The 15,067-nt window shown below is 72.2% G+C and carries 9 protein-coding genes; 4 read left to right on the top strand and 5 right to left on the bottom strand.

What is annotated here, in order from left to right:
- Positions 1-61: 61 nt before the first annotated feature.
- Both AB0B64_RS54125 and AB0B64_RS54120 read left to right on the top strand, forming a co-directional pair.
- Positions 62-2,869: a DEAD/DEAH box helicase gene (locus AB0B64_RS54125; protein WP_358201999.1), complete on the top strand. Its 2,808-nt coding sequence runs from the start codon at positions 62-64 to the stop codon at positions 2,867-2,869.
- Entirely contained in the window at positions 2,866-3,972 is a 1,107-nt protein-coding gene (locus tag AB0B64_RS54120) for an SWIM zinc finger family protein (protein WP_358201824.1), read from the top strand. The genes AB0B64_RS54125 and AB0B64_RS54120 overlap by 4 nt, the downstream gene beginning before the upstream one ends.
- Here AB0B64_RS54120 and AB0B64_RS54115 read toward each other — a convergent pair.
- Positions 3,969-4,433, bottom strand: a complete 465-nt coding sequence (locus AB0B64_RS54115; RefSeq protein WP_357956987.1) for a MarR family transcriptional regulator — start codon at positions 4,431-4,433, stop codon at positions 3,969-3,971. The two genes, AB0B64_RS54120 and AB0B64_RS54115, sit on opposite strands and share 4 nt — an antisense overlap.
- Positions 4,434-4,523: 90 nt before the next feature.
- Between AB0B64_RS54115 and AB0B64_RS54110 the strand changes: the two genes are divergently transcribed.
- The gene (locus tag AB0B64_RS54110) at positions 4,524-5,471 is read left to right on the top strand and encodes a zinc-binding alcohol dehydrogenase family protein (RefSeq protein ID WP_358201819.1); all 948 of its coding nucleotides are present in this window, start codon (positions 4,524-4,526) and stop codon (positions 5,469-5,471) included.
- 75 nt (positions 5,472-5,546) lie between these two features.
- Here the strand turns inward: AB0B64_RS54110 and AB0B64_RS54105 are convergent, their stop codons facing one another.
- The 3 genes from AB0B64_RS54105 to AB0B64_RS54095 all read right to left on the bottom strand — a co-directional run bounded on the left by AB0B64_RS54105 (position 5,547) and on the right by AB0B64_RS54095 (position 10,475).
- The gene (locus AB0B64_RS54105) at positions 5,547-6,164 is read right to left on the bottom strand and encodes an SRPBCC family protein (protein ID WP_357956991.1); all 618 of its coding nucleotides are present in this window, start codon (positions 6,162-6,164) and stop codon (positions 5,547-5,549) included.
- Positions 6,161-6,520: a metalloregulator ArsR/SmtB family transcription factor gene (locus AB0B64_RS54100; RefSeq protein ID WP_357956993.1), complete on the bottom strand. Its 360-nt coding sequence runs from the start codon at positions 6,518-6,520 to the stop codon at positions 6,161-6,163. Before AB0B64_RS54100 ends, AB0B64_RS54105 begins: the two co-directional genes overlap by 4 nt.
- A gap of 169 nt (positions 6,521-6,689) precedes the next feature.
- On the bottom strand, positions 6,690-10,475 hold the full coding sequence (locus AB0B64_RS54095) for a S8 family serine peptidase (protein WP_358201815.1): 3,786 nt from the start codon (positions 10,473-10,475) through the stop codon (positions 6,690-6,692).
- A gap of 380 nt (positions 10,476-10,855) precedes the next feature.
- On the opposite strand from AB0B64_RS54095, the gene AB0B64_RS54090 reads away from it, so the two are divergent.
- Complete coding sequence (locus AB0B64_RS54090) at positions 10,856-11,692, top strand: pentapeptide repeat-containing protein (RefSeq protein WP_358201811.1); 837 nt, start codon at positions 10,856-10,858, stop codon at positions 11,690-11,692.
- Here AB0B64_RS54090 and AB0B64_RS54085 read toward each other — a convergent pair.
- A complete protein-coding gene (locus AB0B64_RS54085) occupies positions 11,628-15,047 on the bottom strand; it encodes a hypothetical protein (protein WP_358201807.1) in 3,420 nt (1,139 codons plus the stop codon). The two genes, AB0B64_RS54090 and AB0B64_RS54085, sit on opposite strands and share 65 nt — an antisense overlap.
- Between the last annotated feature and the right edge of the window lie 20 nt (positions 15,048-15,067).

Here is a 15,067-nt window from a genome sequence, read left to right as displayed (position 1 = left end):
GATCTGGGCTGTGGTAAACCACAGGGTGATTCGTACCGTACACTGTACGGCCGTGAGCCCAATGACGGATCTGGTACGGCAAGCGGTCGTCTTCGAGCCCGGCGACCCACCCAGGCAGGGGCGGATGGCCTTCCTCGACCCGGACGGGGACGCCACGGTGACCGTGGTCGAGGAGCACGGCGGTGAGCTGCGGGTTCTGGACGCCCGGGCCACTCGCGTCCCGGTCGCCGACGCCGTGGCCGGGCTGGCCAGAGCCAGGAGCGACGCGGGCGCCGATCCGGCGGCGCGCTTCTGGGGCGCGGTGGCGCTGGTCGCGCTGCAACTGGTCGCCAGGGGGCGGATCCTGCCGGGGGTTTCGCCGGGCGACTTCGACTCGTGGCGGGCGGGGCCGTTCGACGCGGCCGATGTCCAGCGGATCCGGGAGCTGGCGGACGCCATGCCCGCCGCCGCACGGTCCGTACCTCTAGAAGACCGGACCACCGAGAACGGCGGGCAGACCGTCCAAGGCGGCGGACATGGCGCGGGGGAAGCGACGCCGAGGGACGCGGAGTCGCGGCGACGCGACGGACGCGGCGCGGATGAGGTGCGGCTGAGGGACGCGGAGTCGCTGGTGCGGGCGTTCCTGGACGCGGTGGCCGACGCGATGCCGCGCTCCCCCGGCGCCGTCCGTGCCACCGGCACCTCGGCGTTCGCGGCCGTCAAACCGGTCAAAGTGCCCCGGCTGCGTGCCTGGGCCGACGAGGTGTCGGCGGGGCTGGACTCCGGTGTACGCCTGTCGCTGCGTCTGGAGGCCGACAGTCTGGAGCAGGCGGAGTTCCGGGCGGTGGTCCAGCTGCACAGCCTGGCCGACCCGTCCCTGGTGGTGGACGCCGCCGACCTGTGGGCGGGCACGGACCCGGGGTTCGGCCCCCGGGCCAGGATCGACGCCACGCTGGCCATCAGGCGGGCCGCCCGCGCCTGGGCCCGGCTGGAACGCCTGCTCGACAGCGCCGTCCCCGACGAGCTGACCCTGTCAGGCGAGGACGTGGAGGACCTGCTGGCCGGGGCCGCGGAACGGCTGGGCGCGGCCGGTGTCGAGGTCCACTGGCCAAGGGAGCTCGTACGCGGCCTGAGCGCCCGCGCCGTCGTCGGCGAGCGTGACAGTGCCCCGTCCGACCTGCCATCCTTCCTCGGCGGCCATCACCTGACCAGCTTCGACTGGCAGCTCGCCCTGGGCGGCGAGCGGCTGACCGCGGCCGAGATGGACCGGCTCGCCGAGGCGCACCGGCCCGTCGTACGACTGCGCGACCAGTGGGTGCTCATCGAGCCGGACCTGGCCCGCAAGGCTCGGCAGCGCGATCTCAAGCCGCTGACCGGCCTCGACGCCCTCGGCGCCGCGCTGACCGGCACTGTGGAGGTCGATGGCGAGCAGGTGCCGATCGAGCCGAGCGCCTGGCTGCGGGAGCTGCGCGACCGGCTGTCGGAGCCCGAGGAGATCACCGTGCCCGCCGGTCTGGACGCGCGGCTGCGCGACTACCAGCTGCAGGGCCTGCGCTGGCTGGCCAGGATGACCTCGCTCGGGCTCGGCGCCTGCCTGGCCGACGACATGGGCCTGGGCAAGACGATCACCCTGATCGCCCTGCACCTGCACCGGGGCGGCGGTCCCACGCTGGTCGTCTGCCCCGCCTCGCTGCTGGGGAACTGGGAGCGGGAGATCTCCAGGTTCGCACCGGGCGTCCCTGTCCGCCGATTTCATGGAAATAGCCGGACATTGGTCGATGAGGGCTTCGTACTGACGACATATGGCACCATGCGGATGGATGCGGCGCGGCTCGCCGAGCACCCGTGGGGGCTGCTGGTGGCCGACGAGGCACAGCACGTCAAGAACCCCTCTTCCGGTACGGCCAAGGCGCTGCGCGAGATCCCGGCGGCCGCCCGCGTCGCGCTGACCGGCACCCCGGTGGAGAACAACCTCGCGGAGCTGTGGGCCATCCTCGACTGGACGACGCCGGGGCTGCTCGGCTCGCTGGGCAGGTTCCGCTCGCGCTGGGCCAAACCGGTCGAGTCCGGCGACACCGTGGCGGCCGAGCGGCTGGCCAGGCTCGTGGGGCCGTTCCTGCTGCGGCGCCGCAAGTCCGATCCCGGCATCGCGCCCGAGTTGCCGTCCAAGACCGAGACCGACCGCCCGGTGGCGCTGACCACCGAGCAGGCCGGACTGTACGAGGCGGTGGTCCGGGAGAGCATGCGGCAGATCGAGAGCGCCCAGGGCATGGCCAGGCGCGGCCTGATCGTCAAGCTGCTGACCGGGCTCAAGCAGATCTGCAACCATCCGGCCCATTACCTGCACGAGGCCGCGCCCAGGCTGACCGGCCGGTCCGGCAAGCTCGAACTGCTCGACGAACTCGTCGACACCATCGTCGCCGAGGACGGCGCGGTGCTGGTCTTCACCCAGTACGTGGCCATGGCGCGGCTGCTCGACCGGCACCTCACGGATCGGGGCGTCGCCACCCAGTTCCTGCACGGCGGCACCTCGGTGCCCAAACGGGAGGAGATGGTGCGGCGCTTCCAGGAGGGGGCGGCGCCGGTGTTCCTGCTGTCGCTCAAGGCGGCCGGCACCGGCCTGAACCTCACCCGCGCCGACCACGTCATCCACTACGACCGCTGGTGGAACCCGGCCGTCGAAGACCAGGCCACCGACCGCGCCTACCGCATCGGCCAGGACAAACCCGTCCAGGTGCACCGGCTGATCGCGGAGGGCACGATCGAGGACCGCATCGCCGAAATGCTGGCGGCCAAGCGCTCGCTGGCCGACGCCGTACTGGCCGGAGGCGACGCCGCCTTCACCGAACTGACCGACGCGGAACTCGCCGCACTCGTGGAGCTACGATGAACGCCGTCCGAGGATTCCCCGCGTTCCCCGCGCAACGGGCCGGTGCCCGCTTCGCCACCTCCTGGTGGGGTGGGGCCTGGATCCAGGCCATGGAGGACACCTCCCTCGACCACACGCTCCTGCGCAAGGGCCGCACCTACGCCAAGAGTGGCCAGGTCGGCCCCATCACGGTCAGCCCGGGCCGCATCGCCGCCGTCACCGAGAGCGAGTACGACACCGTCGTCCACGTCGAACAGCTCGCCGCCCCCGACTGGGAGCGCTTCCTCGATCAGGTCGCCGCCAAGGCGGGGCACATCGCGGCGCTGCTCGACCGCGACATGCCGCACGACCTGGTAGAGGCCGCCGAGGACGCCGGAGTCCCGCTGCTGCCGACGGTCGGCGACCTCGAACCGGAGTGCACCTGCCCCGACTGGGGGCACCCGTGCAAGCACGCCGCCGCCCTGTGCTACCAGGCGTCGTGGCTGCTCGACGCCGATCCGTTCGTCCTGCTGCTCATGCGCGGCCGGGGCGAGCAGGAGCTGATCGAGGCGCTCCAGGGCCGTGACGTCCCCGCCCCGGCCGAGACCGGTACGTCCGCCGCGGTGGCGTTCAGCCTGGGCGTGCCGCCGTTGCCCGGTCCGCCGCCGCTCGACGTCGCGTACACGCCGCTCGGGCTGGAGCCCGCGCCCGGGGTCGACGTGGCCGCCCTGGAGGTGCTCGCCGCCTCGGCCGCCGACCGGGCCCGCGAGCTGCTGCTCACCGGGTGGCTGGCCGTACTGACCGAATATCAGGACCGGGTACGCCTGGCCGCCGCGCACGACCTCGACCTCGGCCTGGAGGCGGCCGTACAGGCCTGGCGGTACGGCGGCGCCGACGGGCTGGAGGCGCTCGAAACGGCCTGGACCCCGCCCAGGAAGGACCTGGCCAGAGCCGGGGCACTCCTGCGGGCCGGCTGGGAGGGCGAGCGCCCACCGGAGGTCGAGGCATGGCGCAACCGCTGGACCATCGGCGGCCGGCAGCTGCGGTACGGCCGCGACGGCCGCTGGTACCCCTTCACCGACCGCGACGGCCAGTGGTGGCCCGCCGGCCCACCGGAACGCGACCCGTCGGCGCTGGTGAGCTAACCGGCCCGGGACGACTCGGCGCTGGGCGTCTGCTGGATCAGGATCGTGGTGGCGCGTTCGAGGAGCGCGCACAACGCGTCGCGCTCGGCCGGGGTGAAAGCCGCGCCGAGGGCACGCTCCAGCACGATGACCTCTCGGTACGCGCCGTCCAGCACGTGCCGCCCCTGTTCGGTGAGCGAGGCGATGAGGACCTTGGAATGTACGGGCGAGGCCTCGCGGGCGATGAGTTCCTTGTTCTGAAGGCCGGTCAGGACGGAGGCCATGGTCTGCTGGGTGACGCCACAGGAGCGGGCGAGTTGCGCACCGGACATACCGTCCTCGCGCGACAGCGTCAGCAACACGGTGTACTGCGTCATGGTCAGGCCGTAGCCGCGCAGAACAGCCTCATGGTGACCCATCAGAGCCTGCTCGGTGCGGCGGATGCGCGTACAGAGGTATTCCTCGGCGGGGACGTCGGTCATCAATCAACAGCTCCCTGTGTTGACTCAGGTATCTGATACTCATAAGGTCCTCGGTATCAGGATACTGAGTCAACACAGGGAGCTGTAACTATGAAGGCCGTGGTTTTCGACACCGACGACCGCTTCACCCTCGCCGACATCGACGAGCCCGTCCCGGCCGCGGGGCAGGTCGCGATCCGGGTGGAATACGCCGGAATCCAGTACGGTGACGTGCTCGTCCGCAGCGGCCACTTTCCGGTGCCGCGCCCCTTCGTGCCCGGCTTCGAGGCCGCCGGCCGCGTCGTCGCGGTCGGCGAAGGCGTGGACGCGGGCCGCGTCGGGCAGCGCGTGACCGCCCTGACCAGCGCCGGGGCATACGCCGATGTCGTGGTGGCGCCAGACCTCCTCGCCTTCGACGCCGCCGGTGTGGACCCTCGGACGGCAGCCGGGTTCGGCTGGGTCACCCCGACCGCCTACGACCTGATCAACACGGTCGGCCGGGTACGTCCCGGTGACAGCGTGCTCGTCCACGCGGCGGCGGGAGGCGTCGGCACGCTCGCGGCCCAGTTCGCCAAGGCCGCCGGAGCCGCCCGCATCGTGGGAGTGGTCGGCGGCACCGCCCAGGCCGAATACGCCACGCGCTTCGGCTACGACCTGCTGCTCACACGCGAGGACTTCCCCGGCGCCCTCGCCGACGAGCGGTTCGACGTGATCCTGGACCCCATCGGCGGGCCGACCCGCCTGGCCAACCTGGAGCGGCTCGCGCCGCACGGCCGCCTGGCGATCTATGGCAACATCGCCACCTTCGAACCTGTCGAGATCAACACCAACGACCTGCTCATGAGCGGAAAGTCAGCCCTGACCTACAACAGCAACCTCCTCAGCCAAACCCACCCGCAACGCTTGGCCGACAGCGCCACCAGGGCACTGCGGCTGCTGGCCGACCAGACGGTCCGGGTGGACGTCACCGCCGAGTATGAGATGGCCGACCTTGACACCGCCATCCAGCGGCTGGCCAACGGCGACACCCACGGCAAGAGCATCGTCCGCATCGCCTGACCATAAGCCGGCCGGCTTCCATCGTGCCCCCGATCAAACAGCAGGCCAGGGCCTCCACCGCGCGGGCACGGATGCTCAGGCAGGCGGGGCGTAGAAGGCGCTGGTGTTGTCCGCGGCGGCTTTCGCCTGGTCGGCGGGGGCGCCCGCCGCCTCGTGAGCCTCCCCCCACAACCGGCTGCACGTCTTGCTGTAAGTACGGCCCTCCTCGCTCCCCTGCCAGGCGATCGGATCGCCGATGGATCCGCCAGTCAGGTGGAGGGCCAGGCCGAGCAGCCCCTGGTCCCAGCCGACGCCCACGGCGCCCGGTCCGAACCGGTCCCACATCTCGGGCGGCATGGCAGCGGTGTGCCGGAGCTCGAACAGCGTGCGCTCGGCGCCGTCGGCCGACAGCCGTACCTCGACCTCGGAGAGCCCGGGGGCGTCGCCGAAGATCCAGGAGACCTTGAAGCGGTGCGGCGGCTCGCATTCCAGCACCTCTCCACCGGCGTTGCCTTCGAGCTGGTAGTGGCCGCCGAGCCGAAGGTCCCCCTTGACGGGCAGGAACCAGCGGCTGATGCGCTCCGCGGACGTGCAGGCGTCCCACAGGTCCTCGATGTCGGCGTCGTAGTGGCGGCGCAGCACGACGGTCTTGAGCTCGTCGCCGTCTTCCAGCTGCCGGTGGACGTATTCGATCTGCTTGATGATGTCGATCATGTGTGCTCGTTTCTCGATGATGGGCCGGGAGCGCGGCGTTCCCGCTTGCCCCGAGCCAGTTCGGTGGCCAGCGCGTCCAGCCGCTGCTCCCAGAACCCGCGAAAGCGTTCCAGCCAGAGGTCGACCTCCCGCAGCGGCCCGGGCTCGACGGCGTAGAGCCGCCGGGTGCCCTCGGCTCGCACGCTGGCGAACCCGTTGTCCCGCAGCACCCGTAGATGCTGTGAGACGGCCGGTTGGGAGATGCCGTGCTCGCGCTGGATGACCGCGGTGACCTCGCCGGAGCTCAGCTCGCCATCGGCCAGCAGCTCCAGGATCCGGCGCCGGACGGGGTCTCCGAGGACGTCAAATGCATGCACATGACGGAGTATTTCAAGCCGGACTTATATAAGTCAATCTTGATATTCAGGTTGGTCGCCGGGCGGATGGGACCGGAGGGGGATGACCCATCCGCCCGGCGGGTCTGAGTGTCACCGCGCCAGGTAGGCGCGGATGACCGTCACCGTCCCATGGAGGCGGGGATGACCGTCACCGTGTCGCGTACGCGCGGATGACCTCTTGGGAGAAGGTGTTGCCGTCGACGTCGGCGGCCTTGAGCCGCAGCGAGACGAAGCTCCCGGGCCGCCGGTCCAGCGTGGCCTCGTAGGAGTCCGTGCCGCCCTTCGCGCGCAGGCGGGTCGTCCGCCACGTGGCGCCGTCGTCGTAGGACACCTCCAGGGACACCTCCTTCAGCGCGCTCCGCGCCGCCCCCTCCTGGCGATGGAAGGACACGCCGAGCTTGGCCGAGCGGGCCTGGTTCTTCAGGTCGACGGGCGCGTCGATCCCGGCCAGGATCAGCGGGATCACCGTGGCGACCCCCGCGTCCACATGCTCCGAGCCGAACGTCCACACCGACCGGATACGCGTCGACAGCTTCGCCCAGGTGGCCTCGTTACGCACGTCGTACTCGATCCGGTACGTGGACTTCTCCACCGGCAGGGTCACGCTGCCCGAAGGCAGGTAGTTGGTCTGCTGGAGCAGTGAGTCGCCCTGGTAGAGGCGGAAATCGGTTTTCATGCCGTGCTCGAACGTGCTGGTGTAGGTGTCGCCGTAGTTGCCGCTCGCGTCGACGAAGCCCTGCATGGAGATACGCAGTTTGTCGCCCTCCCTGCGCAGCGGATTGCGCGGGTTGACGCCCGGCAGCAGCGGCTGCTTGAACCAGGTGCGCTCCACCCGCTCCCCCGCTTCATAGCTGCGGAACTCCGGTGACGACAGAGCGATGCGTGGAGTGTCCACGTGCGGCCACATCGTGTTGTAGTGCCGCTCGGGACTGCCCGCCGAGGAGCTCCAGCGCAGGTCGGGGTCGGGAGTGAAGTACTGGACCTGGGTACGCGGCGTCTTGGCCAGTGGCCGGTTCGTGGAGATCGACGAGGTGTCCCACGGCTCGAACACGAACCGCGCCTCGTTCACCGTCACGTCGTCGGCGAGCTGGCTGTGATAGCCCGCCTCGGTCCTGGCCAGGGACCGGTCGCGCACCAAGTACCGCAGCGAGTCCGGCACCCGGCCCTTCTCGCGCAGGTACAGGTCGTACACATAGGGGCTGGCCACGATCCCCTTGGCCAGGACGGGCACGGGCAGCCGCCGCAGCCGCTCGACCAGCTTCAGGCCCTCCTCCTGCGTCAGCCGGACGGTCGGGACCGTGAGCTTGACGCCGGTGCCGCCCGAGGTGATGTCCGCCCCCGGACGGTCGCTGTAGATCGCCACCATCCTGGCTCCCGCGGCCGCCGCCGCGTTGGACTGGGCCGAGACGGGCACGCCGTCGGTACGGCGGATGACCGCCAGCTTGCCGCGCAGGTCGCGGGCCTTGATCTCCTCGGGCGTGCCACGTCCGGCGTCGACCGCCGCGAGCAGAGCGGTGCCGTCCAGCTTCGGGTATTCCGTGGCGTAGTCGCTGAAGGAGACCGGGTCATAGTACTGGGGGTTCAGGTCGAGGCCCGGAGCCGTCAGGGTGATCGCGGGTGCCTCCAGCCGCCAGCGGGTGGCGACGGTGAAGGTGCCCTTGGTGACCTTCCTGGTCGGCTGGATGAACAGCCGCTCCTCGACCTGCCCGCCGGGCGAGATGTTGGTGCCGCCGCGCAGCGCCGTTCCCTTCTCGCCGGCGCGGTACCAGGCGAGCTGCGCCGCGGCGCCCATGTTCCGCTTGGTCTTGTGGTCGGGGGTCCGGATCTCGACCTCGACGGCCTTGCGGGCGTCGAGCACGATCTCGGTGTCCCCGGTGATCTTCATCTCGGGATCGCCGACGAGGCTCTCGTTCAGCGGCTTGCCCGTCGCCGTGCTGTCCTGGGTGGCGGGCATGGTGAAGATGTGGCCGAGCACGGAGTAGGTGCCGGGCTTGACCAGCAGGCAGGTGCCGGTGCCGGACTTCTGCTCGGTGCACGGCTGGGCCGGGTCGCCGGGCAGGACGCGCCCGACCAGGGTGCCCTCGTCCAGGTTCAGTACCGTGAACCCGCCACGCGCGTTGCGGCCGTCCCTGGCCACCCCGCGTACCCGCAGCTCGACGAGCCGCTGCTCGACGCTCGCGGTCAGCAGGGTCCGTACGGTGGCCCCGCCGCGAACGCTCGCCGACAACTCCTCCCGCAACCGGCCGGAGGGCGCGCCCTTGAGTGTCACCTTCACCTCGGCCTGCCCGGCGGCGGGCACGGTCACCTCGCCGGGTTCGGCGGTGAACGGGCCGCCGGCCTTCAGGTCCAGCTCGACGGGCTCCTTGCCGAGGTTGCGGTACGTCATCGTGACGCTCTTGTCGGCGCCTTCCACGAGGCCGCCGAAGTTCACCGAGCCGGCCGAGGCGACGACGGCGCCCTTCAGCGCCGCGCCGACGTCGATCCGGCCGGTGCCCCGCGCGTCGGCGGGCGTGCCCGGCATGGGCTTGGCGCTCTCCATCAGCAAGGACTTCAGCTCGGGCCCGGTGATGCCGGGCCGGGCCTGCCGCAGCAGCGCCGCGGCGCCCGCGACGTGCGGGGTGGCCATCGAGGTGCCCGACATCGTGACGTAGCCGCCGCCCGCCTTGGCGGCGGTGATCTCCACGCCCGGCGCGGTGACGTCGGGCTTGACCGAGCCGTCCACGGCGATCGGGCCCCTGCTGGAGAAGGTGGCCAGCTGGTCGGCGCGGTCGACCGCGCCGACGGTCAGCGCGTCGGCGGAGTCGCCGGGGGCTCCGACGCAGCCGTCGCAGCCGTCGTTGCCCGCCGCCACCACGAACAACGTGCCGTACTGCTGGGACAGCCGCGACACGGCCGAGGAGAGCGGCCCGCCCGCGACGCGGCTGCCCAGGCTCATGTTGACGACCTGTGCGTGCTTCTCCCCCGCCGCCCACTCCATGCCGTCGATGATCCAGGAGAGGTGGCCCTTGCCGTCGCCGCCCAGAACCCGGCCGTTCAGCAGCCTCGCCCCGGGCGCCACGCCCTTGCGGCGGTCGTCCGAGGCGGCGCCGGAGCCCGCGATGGTGCTCGCGACGTGGGTGCCGTGGCCGTTGGGGTCGCCGGTCGCGTTCTCGCCGGTGAAGTCGCGCTGGTCGGTCACCTTTCCGGCCAGGTCGGCATGGGTGGCGTCTATGCCGGTGTCGAGCACCGCCACGGTCGTGCCCGTGCCGTCGAACCCGGCCGCCCACGCCTCGGGCGCGCCGATCTGGGGCACGCTGTTCTCCAGCACCGGCTCCACCTTGCGGTCGAGCCAGATCTTCGACACCCCGGCCAGCGGGCTCGCCGCGCGGGCTGCGGTTCCGGCGGCGAGCCCGGCCAGCGCGGCGCCGAAACGGGCCGCGTCATGGGTGGCGATCGACACCCCCGCGCCGCCGATGCTCTCCAGCGTGCGGAGCTGCTTGACGGCCGGGATGGCGGACTTGGTGGTGTTGCCCTCGTAGGTGAGGATGAGCGGGATCGCGGCGTCGTACCCGTCCTCGGCCAGCTCCGAGACGTCGAACAGCGCCGCGTCAAGACGCTGCGGGACCAGGGCGGCGACGTCGTCGGGGATGACGCTCAGTTGTCCGTCGGCCTCCAGCACCTGGAAGTTCGGTACGGAGCCGTCCGCGCGTGGGGCCGGAGTGATCGTCACCGCCTGGTGGCCGCCGTCGACGGCGCGCAGGTGCACCTGGTCGCCGGTGATGAGGGTGATCTCACCGCCGGCCGTACCGACCGCGAGTCCGCCGGACGTACCCACCGCGAGCCCTGGGGCCGCCACCTCGGCGCCGGCCTGGGCACCGGGCACCGACAGCGCGGAGACGGCCAGCACCGCCGCGACGGTGGCCACCGCCCTTCGCCCACGCAGCCCACGCAGCATTGACGACCTCCAGCGAATCGGTAAGAGAAGCTACCGAATTCCTAGTGGTCATGATCTAGCGTTGTCCATGCGAAAGGTGTGGCCAGATCCCGACTTGTCGTGAACTCGCCAGCCCTAAGGAGCGCTCACTCCCCGAACTCGGCGGCCTGCTCGGCAACCCACTCGGCGAAGGCGGGCCACCGCGCGCGGGGCTCGATCAGGGGGCGTGCGACGAGGCCGGTGGCGCCGGTTACTAAGATCATGAGATGTCCCATCGATGTTGAGCGGTTTCCGAGCCAAGAGCGGTGCCGGGCCCCGGAGTGTGACGCGCTCCCGAATTCTCGGCTGCGGAGCTGGGGTAATGTTCGGAGACTCGGTGCCCCAGAAGGAGACCTCTGCTCTTGTCCGAATCCCTGAAAGCCGATTGCGAGAGCTGCTTCGGTCTGTGCTGCGTGGCGCTGCCCTTCGCCGCCTCGGCCGACTTCGCGATCGACAAGGACGCCGGACGGCCGTGCCCCAACCTGGAGGCGGACTTCCGCTGCGGCATCCACCGCGATCTCAGGGAGCGCGGCTTCCCGGGCTGCACGGTCTATGACTGCTTCGGCGCGGGGCAGAAGGTCTCCCAGGTCACCTTCGTCGGGCAGGACTGGCGGCGGGCCCCGGAGACGGCGACGCGGATGTTCGCGGTGTTCCCGGTGGTGCGCCAGCTCCACGAGTTGCTGTGGTACCTCACCGAGGCGCTGACCCTCGACCCGGCCCGCGAGCTCCACGACGACCTCCGCGCCGCGCTCGACGAGACCGGGCGGCTCAGCCGCGCCGACGCCGACGCCCTGCTGCTCGTGGACGTGCCCGCGCACCGGCAGAGCGTCAACACCCTGCTGCTGCGTACGAGTGAGCTGGTCCGGGGCGAGACCTCGCGCCGGAAGAACCGCAGGGGCGCCGACCTCATCGGGGCCAAGCTCAAGGGCGCCGATCTCCGAGGCGCCGATCTACGCGGGGCCTACCTCATCGGCGCCGATCTGCGCGGCGCGGACCTGCGGCTGGCCGACCTGATCGGCGCCGACCTCCGAGGCGCCGAGCTGGCCGGCGCCGATCTCACGGGCAGCATCTTCCTCACCCAGCCGCAGCTCAACGCGGCCAGAGGCGACAGCGCCACCAAGCTGCCGTCCGCGCTCACGCGCCCGGCCCACTGGTCGGCCCCGGACCGGCCACGACGGGGTGCCCGGCCGCGCCGATGACGCGCCCCGGCGCCGCGTGCGGCGCTGACACCGGAGCGCCTGAAGAGCTGAAGGCGCAGGGCGGCAGGGGTTTCATGTTCGGTACGAGCCGCACCCACTCCTGCGGCTGGGGCACGGAGGCGATGTCGCAGGCGTGGCGCAGCGCCGCCCCCTCGTCCAGATCCCACCAGCGCACCGTGCCGAGCGCTCCGGTGACGGCCAGGCGGCCATGGCCGGAGGCGAAGCCCAACGCCCGGACGGAGCCCTGACGGGTGGACAGGGCGAACAGCTCGCGGCGCCCCTGGACCTGCCAGAGCCGCACCGTGCCATCATCGGAGCCGATCGCCAGCACGGTGCCGTCCGCGCTGTAGGCGAGCGCCGTGATCGGCGCGGTGGCGACCATGAGGAGCCGTCGCGAGGCGGGATCGCCCAGTCGCCGCACGTATACGGACCGGTCCTCGCCTGTCGTCAGCGTCCCCGCGCCGGGGTCGAACGCGAGCGTGCCCACTGTCCCGCTCGCCGTCCACTTGTCCACTCTGCCGACTTGACCCGTGGTGATGTGCCACACCAGGATCTCGTTGCCATAGCCGCCCGCCACGAGGTCGCCTTCGGGATCGACGGCGACACCGTGCTGGTCTCCGGCTCCGGAGTCGAGCCGGTAGAGCTCGGCGCGGCGCCGGAGACTCCAGACGCGAATCCGTCCCCTGTCACCGCCGGCCACCAGCAGGTCTCCGTCCTTCCCGCCCCTGGCCAGCGCGCGGATGCGTGGGTAGGGCAGGGACAGCTGCTCGCACTGCCCGGTCGCGGCGGCGGGTCCGCCGTAGCGAACGACGCCGTCGGCGGCACCCGTCACCAGCCCCCAGGGGCCCCATGTCGCCGCGACCGTCTCCGGCTCGGGACAGCCGCGGATCTCCCAGCCCGCGGTATCCCAGATGGCTCCGGTGGTGTCGGCGGCGGCGCTGACCAGCAGCGTCCCGCTGCGCGGGAAGGCGACCGCGTGCACGGGGGCACTGTGGCCGGTCAGCTCGGCGACCTGGCGGCTCGCCGCCACGTCCCACAGCAGGATCCGCTGGTCCTCACCGGCCGTGGCGAGCAGCTGGCCGTCGCCGCGGAAGTCGAGATCCCACGCGGCGCCGCGGTGCCCGGTGAGCACGCCCGACGGGTGCCAGTCGGAGGTACGCCAGAGTCGTACGGCGCCGTCGTCACCGGCGGCGGCCAGCCGCGTGCCGTCCGGGCTGAAGGCGACGTCGTGCAACGCGTGCGCGCCCGCTGAGAGAGCCGGCGGCGGCCCGCTCGCGCCGTCGGTGCGCCAGAGCCGCAGCTTCCCGTCGTGGCCGGCGGCGGCCAGCAGCCTGCCATCGGGGCTGAACGCGGCACCTTCGATCGCATCGGACCCCCACGGCGGAGCAGGCAGCGCCCGCAGGTCGCTCACCCGCCACAACACGACCCCGGTCCCGGCCACGGCCAGGATCGAGCCCTTCTGATCGAAGGAGAGACCGCCCATCGCCGTGCCGCCCGGCAGCTCGCGCGTCGCCAGTCTCTTGCCGGTCCCGGCGTCCCACATCCGCAGCCGCCTGTCGTCGCCCGCCCCGGCGACCAGGCGCCCGTCCGGGCTGACGGCGATGGCGGTGAGGCGGGCGGAGAGGTCTTCCAGCGTATGGGTCACGGTCCGGCGGCGGGCGTCCCACAGCAGGGCGCGGCCGCCGTGGTCGACGGTGGCGAGCGTCGAGCCGTCGGCGCTGAAGGACGCTCCCCACAGCGCCGCCCCGTGCCCGGCCAGGCGCCCGGCGAACCCTCCTGCCTGCGTGCTCATCAGCGCGCTAAGCGACTGCGGGGTGCGGTCCTGTTCGACGGCCGCCGAGGCGAGCAGCGCCGACACCTCCGGCCGGTGGCCGGCCAGCCGGGCCGCCTCGACCGACAGCCGCCCGGCCAGGGAGCTCCGTTCCTGCCGGTGCGCCTCCGCCGCCTGCCTGACCGCCACCCCCGTGCCGACCGCGGTCAGCGCCAGCGTGATTCCGAGGCAGCGGACCAGGCGGCGTAGCCGGCGGTTACGCCGCACCGTCTCCACTTGCTCGGCCTCACCGCATTGCCGGCTGGCGCTCAGGAAGGCGCACTCGGCGGGAGTGAGGTTGACGGCGAGTGCCGCGTCGGCCCATTCGCGCAGCATGGTCAGCTGGGGACCGCGCAGCAGCAGGCCGTCGTCGCGGCCCGCGCGTTCCCACGCCTCGGCGGCGTCGGCGAGCTGCCGCCGGATCCGCAGCCCCGCCCGGTCGGCGTCGATCCAGCCTTTCAGCCGGGGCCAGGCGTCGAACAGGACCTCATGGCTGATCTCCACCCATGCGGCGTTGGCCGTCAGCAGCCGGGCCCGGATGAACGCCTCCAGGACGGCCTCGTCCCCGTCGTCGGTCAGTGCCTGGCGGGCGAGCCGGCGGCGGGTGTCGGCCGTCCCGTCGCCGACCTGGATCAGGCGCAGCAGCATGTGCCGGGCCACCTGCTGCTGCGCCGGGTCGAGCTCCGCGTACGCCTGCTCGGCCGTGACCTCGATCGCCCCCCGGATGCCGCCCGTACGCTCGTAACCCGCGACGGTGAGCAGATTGCCGGTCCGCTTCTGCCAGGTCGCCCGCAGCGCATGGGACAACAGGGGCAGCGCCCCGGCATCGCAGGCGCCGCTGGTCCGGGCGCCCACGTCGCGCAGCAGCAGCTCGACCAGGCCGGCTTCGATGTCCAGCTGCGCCACGGCGGCCGGCTCACTGATCGCCTGCCGCAGCTGCCCGGCCGCCATCGGGCCGAGCGGCAGGCAACGCGCCCGCAGCGCCGCCAGCAGCGGCGGGTGGGCCACGCACTGGCCGTAGAAATCGGCGCGTACGCCCAGGACCACCGCGAGGCCCGCGGCCGCCCGGTGGCACAGCTCGGCGATGAACGCCTGCCGGGCGGCCTCGTCGCCGCACAGCGTGAACAGCTCCTCGAACTGGTCGACGATCACCAGCGTGCGGGAGTCGACGCCGCCCAGCTCGCGCATCGGCTGGGCGGTCGGCGTCAGGTACGCCACACTCGGCCGGCCCGGCCGGCGACCGGGGAGCGCGCCCCGCAGCACGGCCGGGGCCAGACCGGCGCGCAGCAGCGAGGACTTGCCCACTCCCGACGGGCCGATCACGATCGCCGGATGACCCGCCGTCTCGGGGTCGGCGAGCAGGGCCACCAGATCGGCCACGGCCCGCTCGCGGCCGAAGAACAAGCGCGCGTCCCCGGTGCGGAAGGACGTCAGCCCCGGATAGGGGCAGCCGGCCGCGGGCCGGGACCGCGAACGGCCCGTCTCGACCCGCCGCCGCGGCTCGGCTCCGAACTCGGCCTCACGAGAATCCGCTGCGTTCGCCACACGGGAAATCTACCGTCACC

Origin of the sequence: Nonomuraea sp. NPDC049129 (genome assembly GCF_040648495.1) — a bacterium.
Lineage (GTDB): Bacteria > Actinomycetota > Actinomycetes > Streptosporangiales > Streptosporangiaceae > Nonomuraea.
Note: the sequence above shows the minus strand (reverse complement) of the source record. Positions and strands in the feature narration are given on the sequence as shown.

Excerpts from the sequence above, each read along its gene's own strand:
- AB0B64_RS54095 (WP_358201815.1), bottom strand. The coding sequence starts at position 10,475 with ATGCTGCGTGGGCTGCGTGGGCGAAGGGCGGTGGCCACCGTCGCGGCG.
- AB0B64_RS54120 (WP_358201824.1), top strand. The coding sequence starts at position 2,866 with ATGAACGCCGTCCGAGGATTCCCCGCGTTCCCCGCGCAACGGGCCGGT.
- AB0B64_RS54125 (WP_358201999.1), top strand. The coding sequence starts at position 62 with ATGACGGATCTGGTACGGCAAGCGGTCGTCTTCGAGCCCGGCGACCCA.
- AB0B64_RS54110 (WP_358201819.1), top strand. The coding sequence starts at position 4,524 with ATGAAGGCCGTGGTTTTCGACACCGACGACCGCTTCACCCTCGCCGAC.
- AB0B64_RS54105 (WP_357956991.1), bottom strand. The coding sequence starts at position 6,164 with ATGATCGACATCATCAAGCAGATCGAATACGTCCACCGGCAGCTGGAA.
- AB0B64_RS54115 (WP_357956987.1), bottom strand. The coding sequence starts at position 4,433 with ATGACCGACGTCCCCGCCGAGGAATACCTCTGTACGCGCATCCGCCGC.